Annotated in this window: 18 protein-coding genes and 1 tRNA gene; 10 read left to right on the plus strand and 9 right to left on the minus strand. The window is 58.6% G+C overall.

Annotation, left to right across the window (positions count from 1 at the left end; all coding sequences use genetic code 11):
- Positions 1 to 64: 64 nt before the first annotated feature.
- From rfbB to AD948_RS14270, 7 genes are all read left to right on the plus strand, one after another.
- Complete coding sequence (gene rfbB / locus AD948_RS14240; protein ID WP_039903931.1) at positions 65 to 1,123, plus strand: dTDP-glucose 4,6-dehydratase; 1,059 nt, start codon at positions 65 to 67, stop codon at positions 1,121 to 1,123.
- 26 nt (positions 1,124 to 1,149) lie between these two features.
- A complete protein-coding gene (rfbA, locus tag AD948_RS14245) occupies positions 1,150 to 2,031 on the plus strand; it encodes a glucose-1-phosphate thymidylyltransferase RfbA (RefSeq protein WP_211264495.1) in 882 nt (293 codons plus the stop codon).
- Positions 2,032 to 2,099: 68 nt separating this feature from the next.
- Complete coding sequence (gene rfbC, locus AD948_RS14250; RefSeq protein ID WP_006558177.1) at positions 2,100 to 2,657, plus strand: dTDP-4-dehydrorhamnose 3,5-epimerase; 558 nt, start codon at positions 2,100 to 2,102, stop codon at positions 2,655 to 2,657.
- Positions 2,658 to 2,672: 15 nt separating this feature from the next.
- Positions 2,673 to 3,584 (plus strand): dTDP-4-dehydrorhamnose reductase, encoded by a 912-nt coding sequence (rfbD, locus tag AD948_RS14255; protein ID WP_061472473.1) that lies wholly within the window; start codon positions 2,673 to 2,675, stop codon positions 3,582 to 3,584.
- A 69-nt stretch (positions 3,585 to 3,653) separates the two neighbouring features.
- On the plus strand, positions 3,654 to 4,643 hold the full coding sequence (locus AD948_RS14260) for a glycosyltransferase family 2 protein (protein ID WP_248846050.1): 990 nt from the start codon (positions 3,654 to 3,656) through the stop codon (positions 4,641 to 4,643).
- 180 nt (positions 4,644 to 4,823) lie between these two features.
- The gene (locus AD948_RS14265) at positions 4,824 to 7,418 is read left to right on the plus strand and encodes an FtsK/SpoIIIE family DNA translocase (protein WP_061472475.1); all 2,595 of its coding nucleotides are present in this window, start codon (positions 4,824 to 4,826) and stop codon (positions 7,416 to 7,418) included.
- The gene (locus AD948_RS14270) at positions 7,415 to 8,086 is read left to right on the plus strand and encodes an RluA family pseudouridine synthase (RefSeq protein WP_061472476.1); all 672 of its coding nucleotides are present in this window, start codon (positions 7,415 to 7,417) and stop codon (positions 8,084 to 8,086) included. Before AD948_RS14265 ends, AD948_RS14270 begins: the two co-directional genes overlap by 4 nt.
- An 85-nt stretch (positions 8,087 to 8,171) precedes the next feature.
- Here the strand turns inward: AD948_RS14270 and AD948_RS14275 are convergent, their stop codons facing one another.
- The 6 genes from AD948_RS14275 to AD948_RS14300 are packed head-to-tail and all read right to left on the minus strand — an operon-like array spanning position 8,172 to position 13,891.
- The gene (locus tag AD948_RS14275; RefSeq protein ID WP_061472477.1) at positions 8,172 to 9,311 is read right to left on the minus strand and encodes a glycosyltransferase family 4 protein; all 1,140 of its coding nucleotides are present in this window, start codon (positions 9,309 to 9,311) and stop codon (positions 8,172 to 8,174) included.
- Positions 9,312 to 9,344: 33 nt separating this feature from the next.
- Entirely contained in the window at positions 9,345 to 10,016 is a 672-nt protein-coding gene (locus AD948_RS14280) for a glutathione S-transferase (RefSeq protein ID WP_061472478.1), read from the minus strand.
- A gap of 12 nt (positions 10,017 to 10,028) precedes the next feature.
- A complete protein-coding gene (gene mnmA, locus AD948_RS14285) occupies positions 10,029 to 11,111 on the minus strand; it encodes a tRNA 2-thiouridine(34) synthase MnmA (RefSeq protein ID WP_006558170.1) in 1,083 nt (360 codons plus the stop codon).
- 34 nt (positions 11,112 to 11,145) lie between these two features.
- Positions 11,146 to 11,460, minus strand: a complete 315-nt coding sequence (locus AD948_RS14290; protein WP_006558169.1) for a ferredoxin family 2Fe-2S iron-sulfur cluster binding protein — start codon at positions 11,458 to 11,460, stop codon at positions 11,146 to 11,148.
- A 43-nt stretch (positions 11,461 to 11,503) separates the two neighbouring features.
- Positions 11,504 to 12,688, minus strand: coding sequence for a cysteine desulfurase family protein (locus AD948_RS14295; protein ID WP_061472479.1), 1,185 nt, complete (start codon positions 12,686 to 12,688; stop codon positions 11,504 to 11,506).
- Between the two features lie 57 nt (positions 12,689 to 12,745).
- On the minus strand, positions 12,746 to 13,891 hold the full coding sequence (locus AD948_RS14300) for a cysteine desulfurase family protein (protein WP_061472480.1): 1,146 nt from the start codon (positions 13,889 to 13,891) through the stop codon (positions 12,746 to 12,748).
- A gap of 115 nt (positions 13,892 to 14,006) precedes the next feature.
- On the opposite strand from AD948_RS14300, the gene AD948_RS18230 reads away from it, so the two are divergent.
- Positions 14,007 to 14,219: a hypothetical protein gene (locus tag AD948_RS18230; protein WP_140385826.1), complete on the plus strand. Its 213-nt coding sequence runs from the start codon at positions 14,007 to 14,009 to the stop codon at positions 14,217 to 14,219.
- Positions 14,220 to 14,355: 136 nt separating this feature from the next.
- A complete protein-coding gene (locus AD948_RS14310) occupies positions 14,356 to 15,021 on the plus strand; it encodes an alpha/beta hydrolase (protein WP_035382606.1) in 666 nt (221 codons plus the stop codon).
- 451 nt (positions 15,022 to 15,472) lie between these two features.
- On the opposite strand, the gene AD948_RS14315 is transcribed toward AD948_RS14310, so the two are convergent.
- Entirely contained in the window at positions 15,473 to 16,246 is a 774-nt protein-coding gene (locus tag AD948_RS14315; RefSeq protein ID WP_006558163.1) for an RNA methyltransferase, read from the minus strand.
- Positions 16,243 to 17,589 (minus strand): cysteine--tRNA ligase, encoded by a 1,347-nt coding sequence (gene cysS / locus AD948_RS14320; RefSeq protein WP_061472481.1) that lies wholly within the window; start codon positions 17,587 to 17,589, stop codon positions 16,243 to 16,245. The genes AD948_RS14315 and cysS overlap by 4 nt, the downstream gene beginning before the upstream one ends.
- Before the next feature lie 160 nt (positions 17,590 to 17,749).
- Here cysS and AD948_RS14325 point away from each other — a divergent pair.
- Positions 17,750 to 17,824 (plus strand) — tRNA-Thr (locus tag AD948_RS14325).
- 70 nt (positions 17,825 to 17,894) lie between these two features.
- Here the strand turns inward: AD948_RS14325 and AD948_RS14330 are convergent.
- Positions 17,895 to 19,244, minus strand: a complete 1,350-nt coding sequence (locus AD948_RS14330; RefSeq protein WP_061472505.1) for a bifunctional folylpolyglutamate synthase/dihydrofolate synthase — start codon at positions 19,242 to 19,244, stop codon at positions 17,895 to 17,897.
- Between the last annotated feature and the right edge of the window lie 4 nt (positions 19,245 to 19,248).

A 19,248-nucleotide genomic window follows, 5' to 3' on the forward strand; every position in this document is an offset into this window, starting at 1 on the left:
TTCTGCGTTATGCCTGTTATGTAGAAATTTGAACGTCTTCTTTGGTCACAAAAGCGGAAACTCTATGCGTATCTTATTAACAGGCGGATGCGGATTTATCGGGTCTGCGGTAATCCGGCATATTATTCGGTCAACCGATCACTCTGTTCTGAATGTTGACTGCATGACTTATGCAGCTTCTGAAGAAACAGTGGAAGATGCCCCCTCCAGCGGACGCTACGAGTTTGCACGGGCCAATATTGTCAACGGTAGCGAGATGAGCCGTCTGTTCGAGACGTTCCGCCCGCACGCCGTGATGCATCTGGCGGCTGAAAGCCACGTGGATCGCTCCATTGATGGCCCCGGTGTCTTTATCCAGACCAATGTGGTCGGCACCTATTCCCTGCTGGAAGCGGCACGGAAATATTGGCTCACCCTGGACAAGGCAGATCGTGAAGCCTTCCGGTTCCACCACATCTCGACCGACGAAGTGTTCGGGGCGCTGGAACCCAATGACCCGCCATTTACGGAAACTACGCCTTACGATCCGCGCAGCCCGTATTCCGCCAGCAAGGCCTCTTCTGATCATCTGGTGCGCGCCTGGTTCCATACCTATGGCCTGCCCACTTTTGTGACCAACACCACCAACAATTACGGTATCTGGCATTTTCCGGAAAAGCTGATTCCGTTGATCACCATCAACGCTATTGAAGGCAAGGATCTGCCTGTTTATGGCGATGGCGCCAACGTGCGGGACTGGTTGTTCGTGGAAGACCACGCAGAAGCGCTGGTCAAGGCCGTGGAAAAAGGCGTGCCGGGCGAAACATATGCCATTGGTGCCCGTCAGCCCCGCAGCAATCTGGAAGTGGTCAAGACCATCTGTAAGGTTCTGGATGAATTGTCACCGGATGCCGCTGGCCCGCGTGAACGTCTGATCCGCTTTGTATCCGATCGTCCTGGTCACGACTTCCGGTATGAAATTGATCCATCCCATGCCGAACAGGCATTGGACTGGAAAGCCAAACATGATTTTGAAACCGGAATCCGCCGCACTGTGCAGTGGTATCTGGATAATCGTGACTGGTGGGAAGCCATCCGCGCCCGCCGCTATACCGGAAACCGTCTGGGAACTGCCGCAGAATGACACAGAAACCCCCTGTCGCCACGCCCATGAAGGGCATCCTGCTGGCCGGTGGTTCCGGCACGCGCCTGTACCCCATGACTCTGGCTGCCAGCAAACAGTTGCTGCCGGTTTATGATAAACCGATGGTCTATTATCCGCTCTCCACGCTTATGCTGGCGGGCATCAAGGATATCATGATCATCAGCACGCCTGCTGACCTGCCGCAGTTCAAACGCCTTCTGGGAGATGGGTCCCAGTTTGGCGTACGGTTTGAATACCGGGTCCAGCCGTCTCCGGATGGGATTCCGCAGGCCTTCCTGATCGCGGAAGACTGGTTGGGGAACGCTCCCTGCGCACTGGCGCTTGGTGACAATCTTATTTTTGCTGATCACCTGAGCGCCGCCCTGCAAACCGCGGCCCTTCGTCCTACGGGCGCTACAGTATTTGCTTATCAGGTACGTGATCCGGAACGCTACGGTGTGGTCACGTTTGACAGCACCGGTCGCGCGCTGAGCATTGTGGAAAAGCCGACGGAAGCTCCTTCCAACTGGGCAGTTACCGGGCTCTATTTCTACGATAACCGAGTGTTGGACTTTGCAAAGCGGGTCAAACCTTCTGCCCGCGGCGAACTGGAGATCACGGATCTCAACCGCTTCTATCTGGAAGAAGGATCCCTGCATGTTGACCGCCTTGGCCGTGGCTGCGCTTGGCTGGATGCCGGCATTCCCGACAGCCTGATGGAAGCCGGTCAGTTTGTGCATACCATTCAGGCTCGTCAGGGCATGCTGGTCGGTTCTCCAGCTGAAGTCGCCTATCGCATGGGCTTTATTGATGCAGACCAGTTGCGGGCTCATGCACAACGCATGATCAAAACCGAACTGGGCCGCCTGCTGATGCAGGTTGCCGATTCTGCTCCCGTGGGCTGCTGATCAGGCAGCCCTTTTTTCTATGCCCGCCTTAATTTTATGCCAGTCTTAATTTCTGGAGATCTGCCTTCATGAAAGTTGATCGTCTCGCCATTCCGGACGTCATCCTTGTTACGCCGCCGCGCTTTGGAGACAATCGGGGATTCTTCTCCGAAACCTACAATATCGACCGCATGCGTGACGCAGGCATTACCCAGCCATTCGTTCAGGATAACCAGAGCCTTTCCCGCCAGAAAGGTGTTGTTCGTGGCCTGCATTGCCAGCTTGACCCATATGCTCAGGGAAAACTGGTACGCTGCACCAAAGGGGCCATCTGGGATGTCGCAATTGATGCCCGCACTGGCTCCCCGACCTATGGCAAATGGGTTGCGGCTGAACTGTCAGAAGAAAACTGGTCCCAGCTCTGGATTCCGCCGGGCTTCCTGCACGGTTTCTGCACCCTGACTGAAAATGCGGAAGTTCAGTACAAATGCACCGGCCTTTACAACAAGGCTTCTGAACGGGCGGTGATCTGGAACAGTGCGGAACTGGCCATTGACTGGCCTGTCAAACCTGAAGACGCCATTTTGTCAGAAAAAGATTTGGAAGCACCGGAATTTTCTGCCGCCAAAGGCTGGTTTCAATTTTAAGAACGGGAGCACGTCATGAGCATTCTGGCATCTGAGGGTGGTCCCATTCTGGTCACCGGTGGCACCGGACAGCTTGCAACATCTCTGGTCACGCTTGGTGGTCCGCGCATTCATTGCGTTGGACGTCCCGGTTTTGATTTTGACAAACCTGAAACATTGGCCGCCACGCTGGAAGCCGTCAAACCGGTTGCCGTGGTCAATGCCGCAGCCTGGACTGCTGTTGATCTGGCGGAAAAGGAACCTGAAGCAGCCGCCCGCGCCAACACGAGTGGTCCGGCAGAACTGGCCCGTCTGTGCGCCCAGCAGAATATTCCGCTGATCCATGTTTCCACTGATTACGTCTTTTCCGGAGACAAAGGCACACCGTATGTGGAAACAGATGCAGTCTCCCCTGACACGGTCTATGGCAGCACAAAGGCTGAAGGCGAAAAACAGGCACTGGCCGCCAATCCCAAGACCCTGATTTTCCGGACCTCCTGGGTGTATTCGGCTCATGGCAAGAACTTTGTTCGCACCATGCTGAACGCAGGTGCCAAAAATCCGGCCCTGAAAGTGGTCGGGGACCAGAAAGGCAATCCCACCAGTTCAGATGATCTGGCGCGCGCCATTCTTTCCGTTCTCGCCATTCTCGAAAAAGACGGCTGGAAAGATGATTTTGCCGGGATCTACCATGTGTGCGGAACCGGTGAGACCACATGGCACGGTCTGGCGGTAGAAGCGCTGAAAGATGCAGCAGACCATGGGCAGGCCATGCCCACAGTCACCGCTATCCGCACCGAAGATTGGCCCACCCCGGCCAAACGGCCCGCTGATTCACGGATGGACAATTCCAAGCTCACGCGTGTATTTGGCATCACCATGCCGGCGTGGGAAGAAAGCGTAAAGAAGGTTGTAAACCAGATTTTTGCCCAGACTCCTTCAGCCTGAGCAAAACGCACCTGCTGCTTCTGACTGCGTTACAGAAGCAGCCTTCCACCCCCTGTCAGAGGACACCGAGTGCAGGATAACAGTCAGAGCACCATGCCCGGACGCTTCCCTGCACAATCGGGCCTGTCAGATGCCCCCGTTGCCATTCTGCTTTCGCTCTATAATGGGGGCACCTATCTGAGCGAACAGCTTGCCTCCCTTGAAGGCCAAACCCACACCAACTGGGTTCTCTATTGGCGTGATGACGGCTCTACCGACGGCACGCTCTCCCTGATGCAGCATTTCAGCCAGAAAATGGGCCATCGCTGCATCATGGTCACACCCCGCAATGGCCAGCATCTGGGCGTTACAGCCTCCTATTCCCACCTTCTTGCAGTTGTTCCGCCTGATATGCCCATTGCATTCTGTGATCAGGATGATGTCTGGCTACCTGATAAACTGGCACGTGGGCTAAAAGCCCTTGCGACTCTTCCCCCCACGCAGCCCGGCTTGTACTGCGCCCGGCAAACCCTGACAGACAGAAATCTCACACCTGTTGGTCTGTCTCCGCCTCTGCCACAGGCAACGTCTTTTCTGGCGGCTCTCACCCAGAATATTGCAACCGGCTGCACCATCATGCTCTCCCCCGCAGCGTGCGCTCTTCTGAAGAAAGCCATGCCAGCATCTTCGCATATCCTGCATGACTGGTGGGCCTATCTTCTTGTCGCTGGCGCGGGAGGGAATATTCTGACAGATAACCGGCCTGTTCTGCTCTACCGCCAGCACGGACAAAACGCTGTTGGCGCGCCTGCACGCTTCATGCAACGTGCTCTGGGCGCCTTACGACGCGGCCCCAGCCTTTTCATGGACATCTTCCGTGCCAATACCCTGTACCTGCTCAGCCGCCGCCAATTGTTGACTCCGCAGAATCAGGAAAGCCTGCGCCTTATTCAACAGGGGCTTGGCCGTGGGTGGCGTGGACTAGCTGCCCGATTCTCCCTGTTGCAGAAGATGGAACAGCTCCGGCGACATGAAAAACTGGAGCAACTGGTGTTCCGGTTGTGGTTTCTGCTCGGGTAAAGCGCAAAAAACGGGCATTTTGCCAAAACTCTGCCTTACAAACCTTCTTTACAGCAGAAGTTCACGGTAGGTTGGGCCACCGTTTCCGAACGATGTTTTTGAATTAACTGTCCTGAAAGAAACAGGCTGCCATTTGGCCTGCATGATCTTCAGGGCCATTTGGAGTCAGGATCCAGACCCTTGGCGCGAGCGAGCCACACACGATCTGCCGACTATGTCCTTCCCACTTACAAGAGCGCGCTTCGGCTGCGGCTTGAAGAAGGAGGAGGCCTCCTTCTCTGTGTGCTTGCCTGCGCGCTGCTGGTTGCTCTGGCCACGTACAACCCGAAAGACCCCTCTTTCAATACGGCAACAGGCCAGCCCCCCACCAACCTGCTTGGCATGGTGGGCGCTGTGCTGTCAGACACGTTGCTGCAAGGTATTGGCATGGCGGCCGTGCTGCCTGCCTTTATTCTGATGGCATGGGGCTGGCGCTTCATGAGCCACCGGTTGCTGGGCCACGAATCCCTTGTGGTGTTTGGCTTGCGGTTTCTGGCTATCCTCTGCCTTCTACCGGTAAGTGGCGCCCTGCTGGCCGCCATCCCCCTTCTGTTTACTGCCCTCCCCCCCATGCATTGGCCCACAGAAGCTGGTATTGGCGGCGGTATCGGGTTTTCCATCGCCCAGACCTCGCTTTCCGCCGGGACAGCCGCCATTGGTCCGGCTGGTGGCATGCTGGTGTGGATTCTCGGTCTGCTTCTGTCATGCCTGCTTCTGGCGCTGGGCACCGGGCTGCGCCGTCAGGAATGGGCAACGCTATGGCACGGGGTGATGGTTGTGCTCCGTCTGCCGGGCCAGCTCGGCATGCGCTTTGTACGCTATTATGCCAGCCGCAAACCGCGTGAGGAGGAAACTCCCATTGGTACGGCAGGCCGTTTTGCCACCGCGGAGGAAACCTCCTACGCGGCAAGCAGAGCCTCTGCCCACTCCCTTTTTGCGCAGGAAGAAGAGGAAGATGATCTCTCACTTCCTGACCACACTCCCCCTGGCACCGCTCTGGCCCTGCGGGAAGAAGACGCACCGGCAGTCTCACCCGGTGCAGGTTCTACCGCTCCAGCCCTGCGTGAGCCACCAGCACCAGCCCCCACACCTGCTGTTGCGCCGCAACCTGTAACGGCCGCAACCCCAGCCCCCAAAAGCGGCCTGTTGGGTCGCCTGTTTACAGGTAAGGAAAACGCAACCGGGCCAAGCACGCCCAAGGCTCCCGCCGTATCTGCCAAAAAAGGCGGCTGGGAACTGCCACCCCTTGATCTGCTGAAACCAGCCCCCGCCCACACGCAATATGGCCCCTCTGCCGAAGCACTGAACGCCACGGCGCGCCTGCTGGAACAGGTGCTTTCTGATTACGGTGTGCAGGGAACCATTGTGGGCATGAGCGCTGGCCCTGTGGTCACGCTTTATGAACTGGAGCCCGCCGCCGGTATCCGCTCCGCCCGTGTGATCGGGCTGGCGGATGACGTTGCGCGCTCGCTCTCGGTTCTGAGTGTTCGTATCGCCACCGTGCCCGGGCGGAATGTGATTGGTATTGAAGTACCAAACCAGACACGCGAGACGGTTTATCTTTCTGAACTGCTCAGCCAGCCGGATTGGCAGAATGATCCCGCCCACCTCTCCCTTGCTCTGGGGAAAGACATTGCGGGCGAGCCCGTGTTCAGTGATCTGGCCCGCATGCCGCATCTGCTTGTTGCGGGCACCACGGGTTCAGGGAAATCGGTTGGCGTAAACGCCATGATCCTCTCGCTGCTTTATCGGCTTTCCCCCGATGAATGCCGCCTGATCATGATTGACCCCAAGGTGCTGGAACTTTCCATTTACGATGGTATTCCGCACCTGCTCACCCCGGTTGTGACAGAACCCCCAAAAGCCGTGAACGCCCTGAAATGGGTGGTGCGGGAAATGGACCGCCGTTACCGCACCATGGCGCACATGCAGGTGCGAAACATTGCCGGCTATAACGCCCGCGCCGCCGAAGCCCGTGCTGATGGTGAAGTAGTGGTACGCCGTGTGCAGACGGGCTTTGACCCTGAAACCGGCAACCCTGTGTTTGAGGAACAGTCCGTCACGCTGGACCCGATGCCCTATATCGTCGTGATTATTGACGAAATGGCGGATCTGATGATGACCGCCGGCAAGGAAATTGACGCGTGTGTGCAGCGTCTGGCCCAGAAAGCGCGTGCGGCTGGCATCCATGTGATCATGGCCACGCAGCGCCCCTCCGTGGATGTGATTACCGGCACCATCAAGGCCAACTTCCCCACCCGTATCTCCTTTCAGGTGATCAGCAAGTTTGATAGCCGCACCATTCTGGGTGAACAGGGTGCGGAACAATTGCTGGGCCAGGGTGACATGCTGTTCATGCAGGGGGGCGGCCGCATTACCCGCGTGCACGGTCCGTTTGTGGCCGATAGCGAAGTGGAGCAGGTTGTCAGCTTCCTGAAAGAACAGGGCGAACCCATTTACGATGATGACGTGCTGGCCGAACCCGTGGAAGAAGCGCCCGCTGGCGGCGGCAAGTCGGGCGGCGGAGATAGCGGCGAATCAGACATGTATGATGAAGCCGTAGCCATTGTAACGCGGGAAGGGAAAGCCTCGACCTCCTTCGTGCAGCGGCATCTTTCCATTGGCTACAACCGCGCCGCCAAACTGATTGAACAGATGGAAAAGGAAGGCATTATCAGCCGGGCCGACCATGTAGGCCGCCGCAAGGTTCTGGTGGGGTCCGCCCGCGAGGAATGAGCACCCTTTCAGCTCCGCCCTTTCCTCTCTCCGTGCTGTATCAGGACCAGCATGTGGTGATACTGGACAAACCGGCGGGTATCCCTGTGCATGCGGGGCCGAAAGGTGGCCCCTGTGTGGAGGACTACTTTCCGCTCCTGTCGCGGCGCAAGGATGGACCATGGCTGGCCCACAGGCTGGATACGGAAACATCCGGCTGCCTGGCCATTGCACTGCGCAAGCAACCTTTGCTGGCTATGCAACAGGCTTTTGCCAGCAGAACAGCGCAGAAAACCTACTGGGCCGTTGTTCAAGGCGGCCCCAAGAATGATACTGGCGAAATTGATCTGCCCCTTCTCAAACAGACAGATCGCAGCGGTTGGCGGATGATCACCAGCGAAAAAGGCACTCCTGCCCGAACGTCCTGGCGCGTGTTGGGTCGATCAGACTCACTCTGCTGGCTGGAACTTCATCTGCACACGGGCCGGACCCATCAGGCTCGAGTCCATTGCGCCGCCATGGGCTGCCCCATTGTAGGGGATACACTTTACGGGGCGCCCCATCCGGAGGGGCTTCACCTGCTGGCACGTAGCCTGACGTTGCCTTTTACGCCACCAGTGAAGGCCGTCGCCCCACCTCGCAAGGGTATGCAAGCAGCGTTACAAGCCTGTGGATGGAACTGTGGGTAGAATCGGGGCGACTCCTTTGAAACCCCTCTTATCCTGCGAAAAAAGACCTATTTGTCGAGTCTGAGTAAATTTTCAAAATTATCTTTCAGGCGTGGAAGGTGCCTTTCCAGCGCCATTCCCGCACAATGTCCTGATGCAGAAGGCGCCGCTTTTCACGCACGATGGTTGTATCAAACAACCACGCCCGCTGGCGGGCATCCTGCCCCAAGGTCTGGCGCAGCGGTTCATCCAGCATCAGGCGCTCAATAACCTGAACCAGTTTGGGAAGATCATCCGGGTCTGCATACAGGCCTGTGTCGCCCACAACATCGGGCAGGCTGCCTTTGCGTGATGCCACAAGGGCGGCCCCGCATCCCATGGCTTCCAGCGCGGACATGCCAAAAGGCTCCGGCCAACGGCTGGGCACAACCACAATGGCGTCATGCGCCATGGCGTTCAACACGACCTCATGCGGTTGGTAGCCATGCAACACTACCCCTGCTTCAATCGCCTTAGGGCGGAGTGCTGCCAGAAAGGGAGTCTCTGGCGAATCCGGGCCAAAACGGTCCGCACCGATCATATCCGCCCGCCAGTCCGGGTACCGGGGCAGAAGCTGGGCACAGGCCGCAACAAACGCATCGGCCCCTTTGTCCGCCACAACCCGGCCTGCAAACAGCAGGCGTTTTTCCCGCTGGTCCGGTTGGGCGGGGAGAGAGGCCATCGTCAAACTATTGGGCAAAACCCGTACACAGGCTTTGACATTCTGGCTGACAAAGCGCGAACGCACCCATTCTGACACGGCCACAATGGCGACCGCCTGCCCCAGCTTGTCGCGCTCCCCCGATGTTCGCGCGCGCCGCATGCCACAGGGATCATTATGCAGCACCAGTACAACCGGCACGGTAGGGCACAGTTTGCGCAAGGCAAGCGCCACATCCGGACGATTATGCACTTCCAGCAGATCAGGCTGCACCTGCCGCGCCAGACGCGCCACCCCACCAGCGTAACGGTGAATACGGCTGAAAGGCCGAAAAACGCGCTGCACGGGCAGAAAAGAAATACCAGCAAAGGGTGCGCTGTCCGGCGGCAACCCCACCACAATTTCTCCCGGCGCAGCCATGCGCTGTACCAGAAGAGAAATTGCACCAGCCTCCCCCACCGCAAAGCGCTCTCTCGGCGGCAGGACCGTCATCACCTTCAACGGCATTGCGTCCTCATCCTGTGGTCTTGAGGCAGAAGCCTGCATCGACATCATAAACCTGATGCCTCCCGTCAGGGATCACGCAATGGATTCGTACATGTCCAGATGCCACGCTTCCGGCTCACGCGCCGCAGCCTCGTACCATTCCTGCATCAGGGGATGATGACGCACTGCCTGCATATAGGCCAGAGACGTCTCGGAAAGCCCTGGCACAGAATAGGACAAAAAGCGCGAGACAACTGGCGCGAACATGGCATCCACATTGCCGAACTGCGCCCCGAACAGGAAGGGTCCACCCTGACCATAACGCGTACGTGCATCGGTCCAGATGGCATCAATACGCGCAATATCTTTCAGAACATCCGCATCAAGGGGTGTTGCCAGAGGACGAGCGTCCCGCCCCAGATTCATGGGGAATGTGGAGCGTACGCCACGAAACCCCGAATGCATTTCTGCCGAGAGAGACCGGGCAACAGCGCGCTCGCACCGGTCCGCAGGCCACAGGGCCGGGGCCTGCTCCGCACAATATTCAGCAATGGAAAGCGAATCCCACACCTGCGCCCCATTGTGTTCCAGATAGGGGACGCACCCGTTGGGAGAAAGGGTTTTAAGCGCCTTGGTCTGGCCAGCCCCTTCAAGCGGAACAACCTGTGTGGAGACGTTCAGCCCTGCCAGCTTCACCATAAGCCACCCACGCAGAGACCATGATGAATAACGCTGCGTGCCGATAACAAGACGACCATCTGCCATGCTGTCTCTCCCTCAGGCTGCCGACGCGGCTGCTTCCCGGCGGATAAAACCACCGCCCAGAATACGGCTGCCATCATAAAACACACAGGCCTGACCGGGCGCAGGCATTGCCGGTTCGGTCAGTTGCACCAGCGCCCCGTCTGCCGTGGGAATAACCCGGGCCGGACGCGGCACTTCCCGCGCGCGCATCTGCACATGGCAGACAAGGCCCTCCGGCGGCGCATCCACCAACCAGTTGACATCCCGCACGGAAAGAGAACTGACAAAAGAGTGCTCACGCGGGCCGATAATCACACGGCGGCGGCCCGGTTCCACGCCCACCACCATCTGACGCTCACCATTCAGGCGCGCCGCATTGCCCAGCCGTTTGCTCTGCCCCACGGTAAAGCGCATCACGCCCTCATGGTGGCCCACAACCTGCCCGGCACTGTCCACAATTTCGCCAGGCCCGGCCATTTCCGGGTGCATGCGCTCAACCAGATCCACATAGGACCCATCGCTGACAAAGCAGAGATCCTGGCTGTCGGGCTTGCCTGCAACAATCAGACCAAATTTTTCCGCTTCCGCCCTTACGGCACCCTTGTCTGGCATGTCACCTAAGGGGAAGCGCAGAAACGCAAGCTGTTCGCGCGTGGTGGCAAACAGAAACCAAGACTGATCCCGCGCGCTGTCCACAGGACGGTGCAGTTCCACGCCATCGGGGCCTTCCACGCGCCGCACGTAATGGCCTGTGGCCATGGCATCCGCGCCGATTTCCTTGGCCAACCCCAGAAGATCAGTAAATTTCACGCCCTGATTGCAGGCCACGCAGGGCACTGGTGTTTCACCCGCTGCATAGGCATCGGCAAAACGCTCTATCACGCTGTCCTGAAAGCGGCGCTCGGCATCAATCACATAATGCGGAAAGCCAAGACGATCAGCCACGGCCCGTGCATCACGGATATCCTGCCCCGCGCAGCAGGCCCCCTTTTTGGCGGCTCCGCGCGAATCATAAAGCTGGAGGGTGGCGCCTATCACCTCGTGCCCCTCTGCCTGAAGGCGGGCGGCAACCACGGAACTGTCCACCCCCCCGGACATGGCCACAAGAATGCGCATGGGCGCTCCCTTTCTTACGTTAAACGGTGTGTGTTCAGGCCGTGCGCGGCAGACGCACCACCAGCCCGTTCAAATCTTCGGTCATCACGATCTGGCACCCAAGGCGAGAAGTTTTTTCAAGCCCGAACGCCAGATCAAGCATATCTTCTTCGTCATCCGTCGGCGTATTGAGCTTCGGCGCCCAGGACGGATCAACAATCACGTGGCAGGTGGCGCAGGCCAGAGAGCCCTCGCAGGCACCTTCAAGATCAATACCGTGCTTATGGGCAATTTCCAGCACGGAAAGGCCAAGCGGCGCATCAACCGTACGCTCTGTTCCGTCCTGCTCAACAAACGTCATCTGGGGCATTCGTCTTTATATCCTGCCAAGGCTGTCTCAACTGCGGTGAGGGTCACACGCATGCGGTCTCTTCGGGCATGCGTTGGCCGCGTACCCGCAGGGCGGCCTGCGCCAGCACATCCGCCGCACGCTCCGCCTCGGCGGGTGAGGTAAAACGTCCGGGGGAGAGACGCAAGCTTCTTCCCGCTTCTTCCCGCGTTAAACCCATGGCTTCCAGCACATAGGACGGTGCCAGTTCAGCCGAGGAACAGGCCGAACCAAGCGAGGCGGCAATGCCGGTTGCGGCCTCCAGCACATCAAGCGCGCGCAGCCCGGCTGGCAGACGCACACTAAACAGGCCGGGCAAATGGGGCGCATTTTCCGCGTTGATGCCAACACCCGGCAGGCGCTCCGTCAACCGTTGCATGAAGAGACTCCGCAGAGTCGCCAGATGGGTGGCATCCTTCGCCATCTCTTCACGTGCAATACGGCAGGCCTCCCCAAATCCGGCCAGCAAAAAGCCGGGCAATGTGCCGGAGCGCAGGCCGCGCTCCTGCCCGCCGCCCGAAAACAGCGGTTCCAACCGCACACGGGGCCGCCGCCGCACATACAACGCCCCGGCACCTTTCGGGCCATACAGTTTATGGGAAGAGACCGAGGCCAGAGCCAGCCCCATGGCTGAAACATCTACCGGTATCTTGCCTGCGGCCTGTGCCAGATCCGCATGCAGAAGTGCCCCTGCCTTCTGCACAAGAGGAGCCAGAGTCGTGAAATCCTGTAGCACGCCCGTTTCATTATTGGCCGCCATGAGGGAGACCACTGCCGTCGGAATTTCCAGTGCGCGCGCCAGCACATCGGGCGCAAGTTGGCCGTCAGGCTGCACCGGCAGAATAACGGGCTCGAATCCCTCTGCGGCGAGGTCACGCACGCTTTCCAGCACGCATTTATGCTCGGTCGCCACTGTAATGATGCGTTTGCGCGGGCTGCCCTGTGAGGCAAGATGCCGGGCTGCGCCCTTGATGGCCAGATTATTGGCCTCTGTCGCTCCAGACGTAAAAATAATCTCACGGCTGTCGGCTGCCAGAAGATCGGCCACCTGCTGCCGCGCTGCCTCCACCAGTGCAGCCGCCCTCCGGCCCGAGTCGTGTGTCGCGCTGTGGGGGTTGCCGTTTTCCTGCTCAAGGGCCGCCATCATCACAGCCTGTACCCGCGGGTCACAAGGGGTAGTTGCAGCGTGATCGAAATAGAGTTCTTCCATTTGGTCCCCCATCAGACGTCTGCGGAAAGACTTTTTGAACAGCCAGCAGCCGGTATCTTATAGCCCCAGAACCGGGGAGGCACTTTGCGCCATACCAACATAAGCCTGAATAAACCTATCTATGTCCTGTTCCTGCACATTCCAGGGCAGAGACACACGAATCGCCTCTCCAGCCAGAGTATCCAACCCCATGGCCTGCAAGACATGGGAAAACGCCACCTTGCCCGAGGAGCACGCGGAGCCTGCCGATACACAGATATTGGCCAGATCAAGCCGCATCAACTGCCCTTGGGCCCGCCGCCCGGGCAGCGCCAGTGAGGTTGTGTTGCCCAGACGCGGCGCTTCCGCCCCACACACCACAGCGCCCGCCGCTACTGCCGCCTGCTCCAGCCGGTTGCGCAAAGGACTGAGGTCACGCGGGGTTTCAACCGCGGCTTTCAAAGCGGCAGCAAGCCCGGCAATGGCTGGCAATGGCTGTGTGCCGCCCCGCCGCCCCTGTTCCTGCCCACCGCCTTCAAACAAAGGGGCTACCCGTGCCGGAGCGGGGCCAGCCAGCAGCAGGGCCCCCGCGCCTTTTGGGCCCCCAATCTTGTGGCCGGAAATCGCCACACTCTGCGCACCAATGGTTGCGATGGAAAACGCCATTCGTCCGGCTGCCTGCACGGCATCCACATGCAGGTGCGCCCCATAACGCTGGCAAAGTGCTGCAACTTCCGCCAACGGGTGCAGCACACCTGTCTCATTATTGGCCAGCATCAGGCACACAAAGGCAGGCGACTCGTCCGCCGCCAAGGCTGCCTCAAATGCGTCGAGTTCTACCTGCCCATTGTGGGTGACCGGCAACCAGTTAACCAGTGCTCCATCCGGAACACCTTTGCGCACGGCATCATGTTCCGTCGCCCCCACCAGAAAACGACGTCCCTCCCCCAGACCATGCATAGCCAACACATTGGCTTCCGTGCCGCCTGAGGTGAAAATACAGTTCAGCGGTTCAACCTCGAACATCTGGGCCACGGTATCCCGCGCGCTTTCCAGCACGGCCCGCGCCATACGGCCCGCCCTGTGCACGGATGAGGGATTTCCCGTCATGTCCGCCGCTTCAAGCAGTGCGTCCCTTGCCTGTGGACGCAGAGGTTCTGTGGCGTTGGCATCCAGATACACAACACGGCTCTGGCCATCCCTGCTGTGTGTATGTGCGGTCATGATCCCGTTCCTGCCTGTTTCTGGGGTGCAATGGTGTCCTCTGCAAAGGGCACAAAACAGCCATTATAACGATTTATGTGGAAATTTCGGCTCCGCACCCGTTATAGAGGGGCTTATGGTCGATACCATACAGCGCAGCAAGGCCGTCTTTTGTGGAAACACTGTTTCCATAACAGAAGGCCGCGAGACAGAACGAGGGGATTATGCCCTCATTTCCGACGCCGTCAATGCCGGAAAAACTGCCTCCCCCTTTTCCTGCGTCTTGCATGATACCATGTCCATACTGTATGCCCGCCGCCCTCTGCCTTCCCTCCATGGTAGCGGATGAACAGTTCTTGACCTTTTTGCGGGCCTGATAACCCGCCTGTTCCGGCACGGTGCGCGGCATCGTTCCATGCTGGGACCTTCGCCAAACCTGGATGCGTCATGCCCAAGGGCGCATTCAAAGATTATGCGGAATACAAATGCCTGAGGTTATGTTTGCCGGCCCTGACGGTCGCCTTGAAGGGCGTTACCATCACTCAAACGAGCCCAATGCGCCGCTTGCCCTCGTGCTGCACCCCCACCCGCTGCACGGCGGCACCATGAACAACCGTATTACGTATGCGATGTACCGGTCCTTTGAAAAAATGGGCTTTTCGGTCATGCGCTACAACTCACGCGGCGTCGGCCGGTCTCAGGGCCGGTATGATGGCGGAATTGGCGAAATTTCAGATGCCGCCGCAGCACTGGACTGGATGCAGATGGTTAACCCCAATGCTTCCGGCCTGTGGATTGCTGGCTATTCCTTCGGGGCATTTGTGGGCATGCAGCTTCTGATGCGTCGTCCGGAAATTACCGGGTGGATCAGCGTTGCGCCGCCGGCCACCTACTATGATTTCGGCTTTCTGGCTCCCTGCCCCTGTGGTGGGCTGATGATTGCTGGTGGCAAGGATGACATGGCTCCTGAACCTGCCATCCATAAACTGGTAGACAAACTGAACACCCAGAAGGGTGTAACGGTTGATTATCGCGTCTTTCCGGAAGCGGACCATATCTTTGCCAAGCAGGCCGACAAGATTACGGCTGCACTGGAAGACCATGTGACCACCGCCATGGCTCAGCGCAACATGCCGCTGGCTGCCGACTGAGGATTTTTTATCTGTCAGGTGTGTCCTCATGCCTGACAGATAAACTCTCAACAGGGACCATAACCGGCCTCCCTGTTTCTCTCGCAAAAACACGAACTCGGCTTGGACGCTGCCTGAAAAGTCAGCACTTACGGGGCACGAGGGTTTTTAAGGCTGATAAAGCCGGATCTGAAGGCTCAATGCCGGACAATCTGGACGAAAATCCTGCACACTCAGCCGCCAAAAGAAAACCGGACCGACCTGAGCAACTGTTTCAAACAGTTCTCTTTGATTTCCGATGAAGGCCGCAGCCTTCTGCGTAAGAGTGGGTCTGTAACTCACACACCCCGCTCAGGGTAACCGTAACTCCGCCAAACCGTGTGCCCAAACGGGTCCGTCCTTACCGGTCGCTTTGGGGAGCTCCTTTATTTCAAACCGCCCCCAACAGATCAGAGACAGTTTGAAAAACCAGTCAGACTTTTGCGCGCCTCTTGTTGGCCAGTTCACGCACCACCCCATGCATGGTGCGCAGTTCCTGCTCGGTCACTTCCCCCCGCGTAAAGAAATGACGGAGGTTCCGCACCATGCCCGGGCGTTTTTGCTCATTATGCAGAAAACCGCACTCATCCAGTTCCCGCACCAGATGCCCCATGAAATTTTCAAGCTCACCCTTGGTGGCAACATGGGTTTCATTGGTCATGAGTTCCCGCGGCGGGGTCTGATCCGCAGCAAGCCACCATTCATACGCCATGATCATGACGGCCTGCGCCAGATTAAGGGACATGAAGGCCGGGTTGAGCGGATAGCGAATCAACCCATCCGCCCGCGCCATATCCTCATTATCCAGACCAGCCCGCTCCGGCCCGAACATAAGGCCCACACGCAGCCCCCGGTTGGTTGCAGCACGGAGTTCGGCAGCTCCTCCACGGGCGGTCATGACCTGCTTTACAATGTGGCGCGGGCGCGGACAGGTGGCGAACACATGGTGTAAGTCCGCCACTGCATCATCCACCGTTTCATGCACCGTTGCAGCATCCAGAATCCGGTCTGCGCCAGAGGCGGCACGCCATGCACGCTCCTGCGGCCAGCCATCACGCGGGGCCACAATGCGCATGTGAAACAGGCCGCCGTTAGCCATGGCCCGTGCCGTCGTGCCAATATTTTCAGCAAGCTGAGGCCGCACCAGAATAACAACCGGCGTATTGCCTATCGGCTCCAGCGGCGCGCCGCCGTCACGCCCGGTCATGCACGCCTCCAGGTGGTGCCGTCCTTGCTGTCTTCCAGCACAATCCCCTGCGCCTGAAGCTGATCGCGCAGCGCATCGGCCTTTGCAAAATCCCGTGCTTTCTTTGCTGCCAGACGGTCGGCAATCAGGGCTTCAATGGCTGCATCATCTTCTGAAGCATCCCCTTTGAACCATTTTTCCGGGTCTTCCTGCAAAAGCCCCAGCATGCCTGCTCCGGCTTTCAGAGCCCCCGCCGCTGCACGGTCTCCCGCCAGTGCCAGCCCTGCCAATGCATGCAGTTCGGCAATAGCCATGGGTGTGTTGAGATCATCCGTCAGGGCTTTCAACACACCTTCCGGCACATCCGCTTCAGGCACAGGGCCTGCGGCCAGCGCGCGGTAGAACCGGTCCAGCGTTTTGCGCGCTTCCTGCAACCCTGCCTGCGTATAATTCAGCGTGGAACGATAATGCGCCCCCAGCAGCAACAGGCGAAGCGCCTCTGCCGGAGCCTGAGCCAGCACATCACGGACGGTCAGGAAGTTGCCGAGCGATTTCGACATCTTCTCCCCTTCCACCAGCAGCATGGCATTATGCACCCAGTAGTTGGCGAACTTGCCCTGAGGAAAACAGCACAGACTCTGGGCCCGTTCATTTTCATGATGCGGGAACAGCAGATCAGACCCACCACCATGAATATCAAAGCTCTCGCCCAGATAGCGGTGCGACATGGCCGAACATTCAATATGCCACCCCGGACGCCCACGGCCCCACGGGCTTTCCCATCCTGGCTGGTCTGCATCGGAGGGCTTCCAGAGCACAAAGTCGCCAGAATCTTTTTTGTAGGTAGCCACTTCCACGCGGGCACCTGCCACCAATTCTTCAGGATCACGCCCGGAAAGCGCACCGTAAGATGGGAAAGAGGCGACAGAAAACAGCACGTGACCATCGGCTTCATACGCATGGCCGTTTTCAATCAGGCGGGCGATTAGGGCCTGCATCTCGCCAATATTATGGGTGGCACGGGGTTCAATATCAGGCGGCAGCACGTTCATGGCAGCCAGATCGGCATGGAACTCTTCCGTGGTCCGCTGCGTCAGGGAACCAATATCCTCCCCGTTTGCGCGGGCACGGGCGGTGATCTTGTCATCCACATCCGTGATGTTTCGCACAAACGTGACACGCGGGAACAGATGCCGCAGAAGCCGCACCAGAACATCCGCCGTCAACATGGCGCGCAGATTACCGATATGGGCCAGATCATACACCGTAGGCCCACAGTAATAGACCTTCACATGGCCCGGATCGAGCGGTGTGAAAGGCACTGTTGCGCGGCGTTGGCTGTCGTGCAGAGAAAGAAGGGGCATTGGTGCAGGCTCTGAGTACGGCATGATCGCCTAGATGCGCCAGCGCCTTGCGGGATGCAATATCATAACAGCCAAAAATCTGTACCAGGAGTGAAAACCAGCCCTTGACGTGCGTCAAAAATTGCCGTTTTAATCCTGCCCCTGCACCAAGTTGTGCTGTGCCCTTATAGCTCAGTGGTAGAGCAACCGCCTTGTAAGCGGTAGGTCGTGGGTTCAAATCCTACTGGGGGCACCATTTTCTCCCCTTTTTTATTAAAGCCTCTTCCGCTTGGCGGACTGGTGACGGCTATGTTTGGCAGGCACTTTTATGCGCCCGGTTGCCAGCCATCCTGCGTTAACGCCACACCAGCCAGATACAGGCTGCCACAAATCAGCACCCGCGCCGGTTTTCCTTCAGACTGCGCCTTGAGGCCATCAAGCGCCTGCGCCAGTGTTGGCCCAACCTGCGCCTTCCCGCCGGATGCTGCCACAATGGCCTCTACCGGCAATGCCAAATGCTGCTTGGGTTCACTGATAGCCCAGACCGTCGTGGCGTACGGCAGCACAGGATCAAGAAAGCCGGATGCATCCTTGGTCTGCTTCATGCCCACCAGCAGGTGGAGCGGACGATCATCCCAGTTCTGAAGTTCCTTAGCCAGCGCATGGCCAGCGCCGGGGTTATGGCCGCCATCCAGCCAGATGTCCCATCCCTCCGGCACACGCGCAGCCAGAGCGCCATGAAGGCGTTGCATGCGGGCTGGCCAGAAAACGTTCCCAATCCCCTGCCACGCCGTGGCGGGAACAGACAAACCGGAAACCCGCAAAGCCTCCACGGCCAGACCGGCATTTTCAATCTGCCACGGGCCAGACAATGCCGGAGCAGGCAGATCCAAGGTCCCTTGCCCATCCGTAAAGATGAGTGCGGAAGACGGTTGTGCGGTCTCGGCAGAACGTTCTGGCGTAATCTGCCACTCGTGCCCACGCCGATGCAAAGGCGCCCCGACTTTCTGCGCTTCCACTTCTAAAACCTGCATCACGGCTTCCGGTTGTGCGCCTGTAATAGCCGGAACGCCGGGTTTGAAAATTCCGGCCTTTTCTGCCGCTATGGCCTGAAGCGTGTTGCCCAGAAAGGCCTCATGATCCATGGAAACAGAAGTAACAATGCATGCGGCCGGGTGTTTGAGCACGTTGGTAGCATCACACCGGCCACCCAACCCGACCTCGATAATCGCCAGTTCTGCCGGATGGCGAGCAAACAGCAGAAAACCAGCGGCGGTCAGCACCTCAAAAACCGTAATGGGCGCGCCTGCGTTCACCCGCTCGATCTCTTCCAGCGTAGAGACCAGTTCAGCCTCGCTGACCAATTTTCCCGCAATACGGAAGCGTTCAGTAACATCCACCAGATGCGGGGATGTCATTACATGCACACGCCAGCCTGCGGCCTCACCCATGGCGCGCAGCGTGGCACAGGTGCTGCCTTTGCCATTGGTGCCCGCCACATGGATTACAGGAGGCAGTTTTTCTTCGGGGTTACCCAGTTTGGTCAGCAGGGCTTCAAGCCGCCCCAGCGAGAGATCAATCAGCGCAGGGTACAGATGGTTGAGGCGCTCCAGCACCTCACCTGTGCGACCAGAAAATTCGGTTGTCGGCGCTGCGCCGGCGGCAGAAGCGGGCACGCTC

The organism is Acetobacter senegalensis (genome assembly GCF_001580995.1).
GTDB classification, from domain to species: domain Bacteria; phylum Pseudomonadota; class Alphaproteobacteria; order Acetobacterales; family Acetobacteraceae; genus Acetobacter; species Acetobacter senegalensis.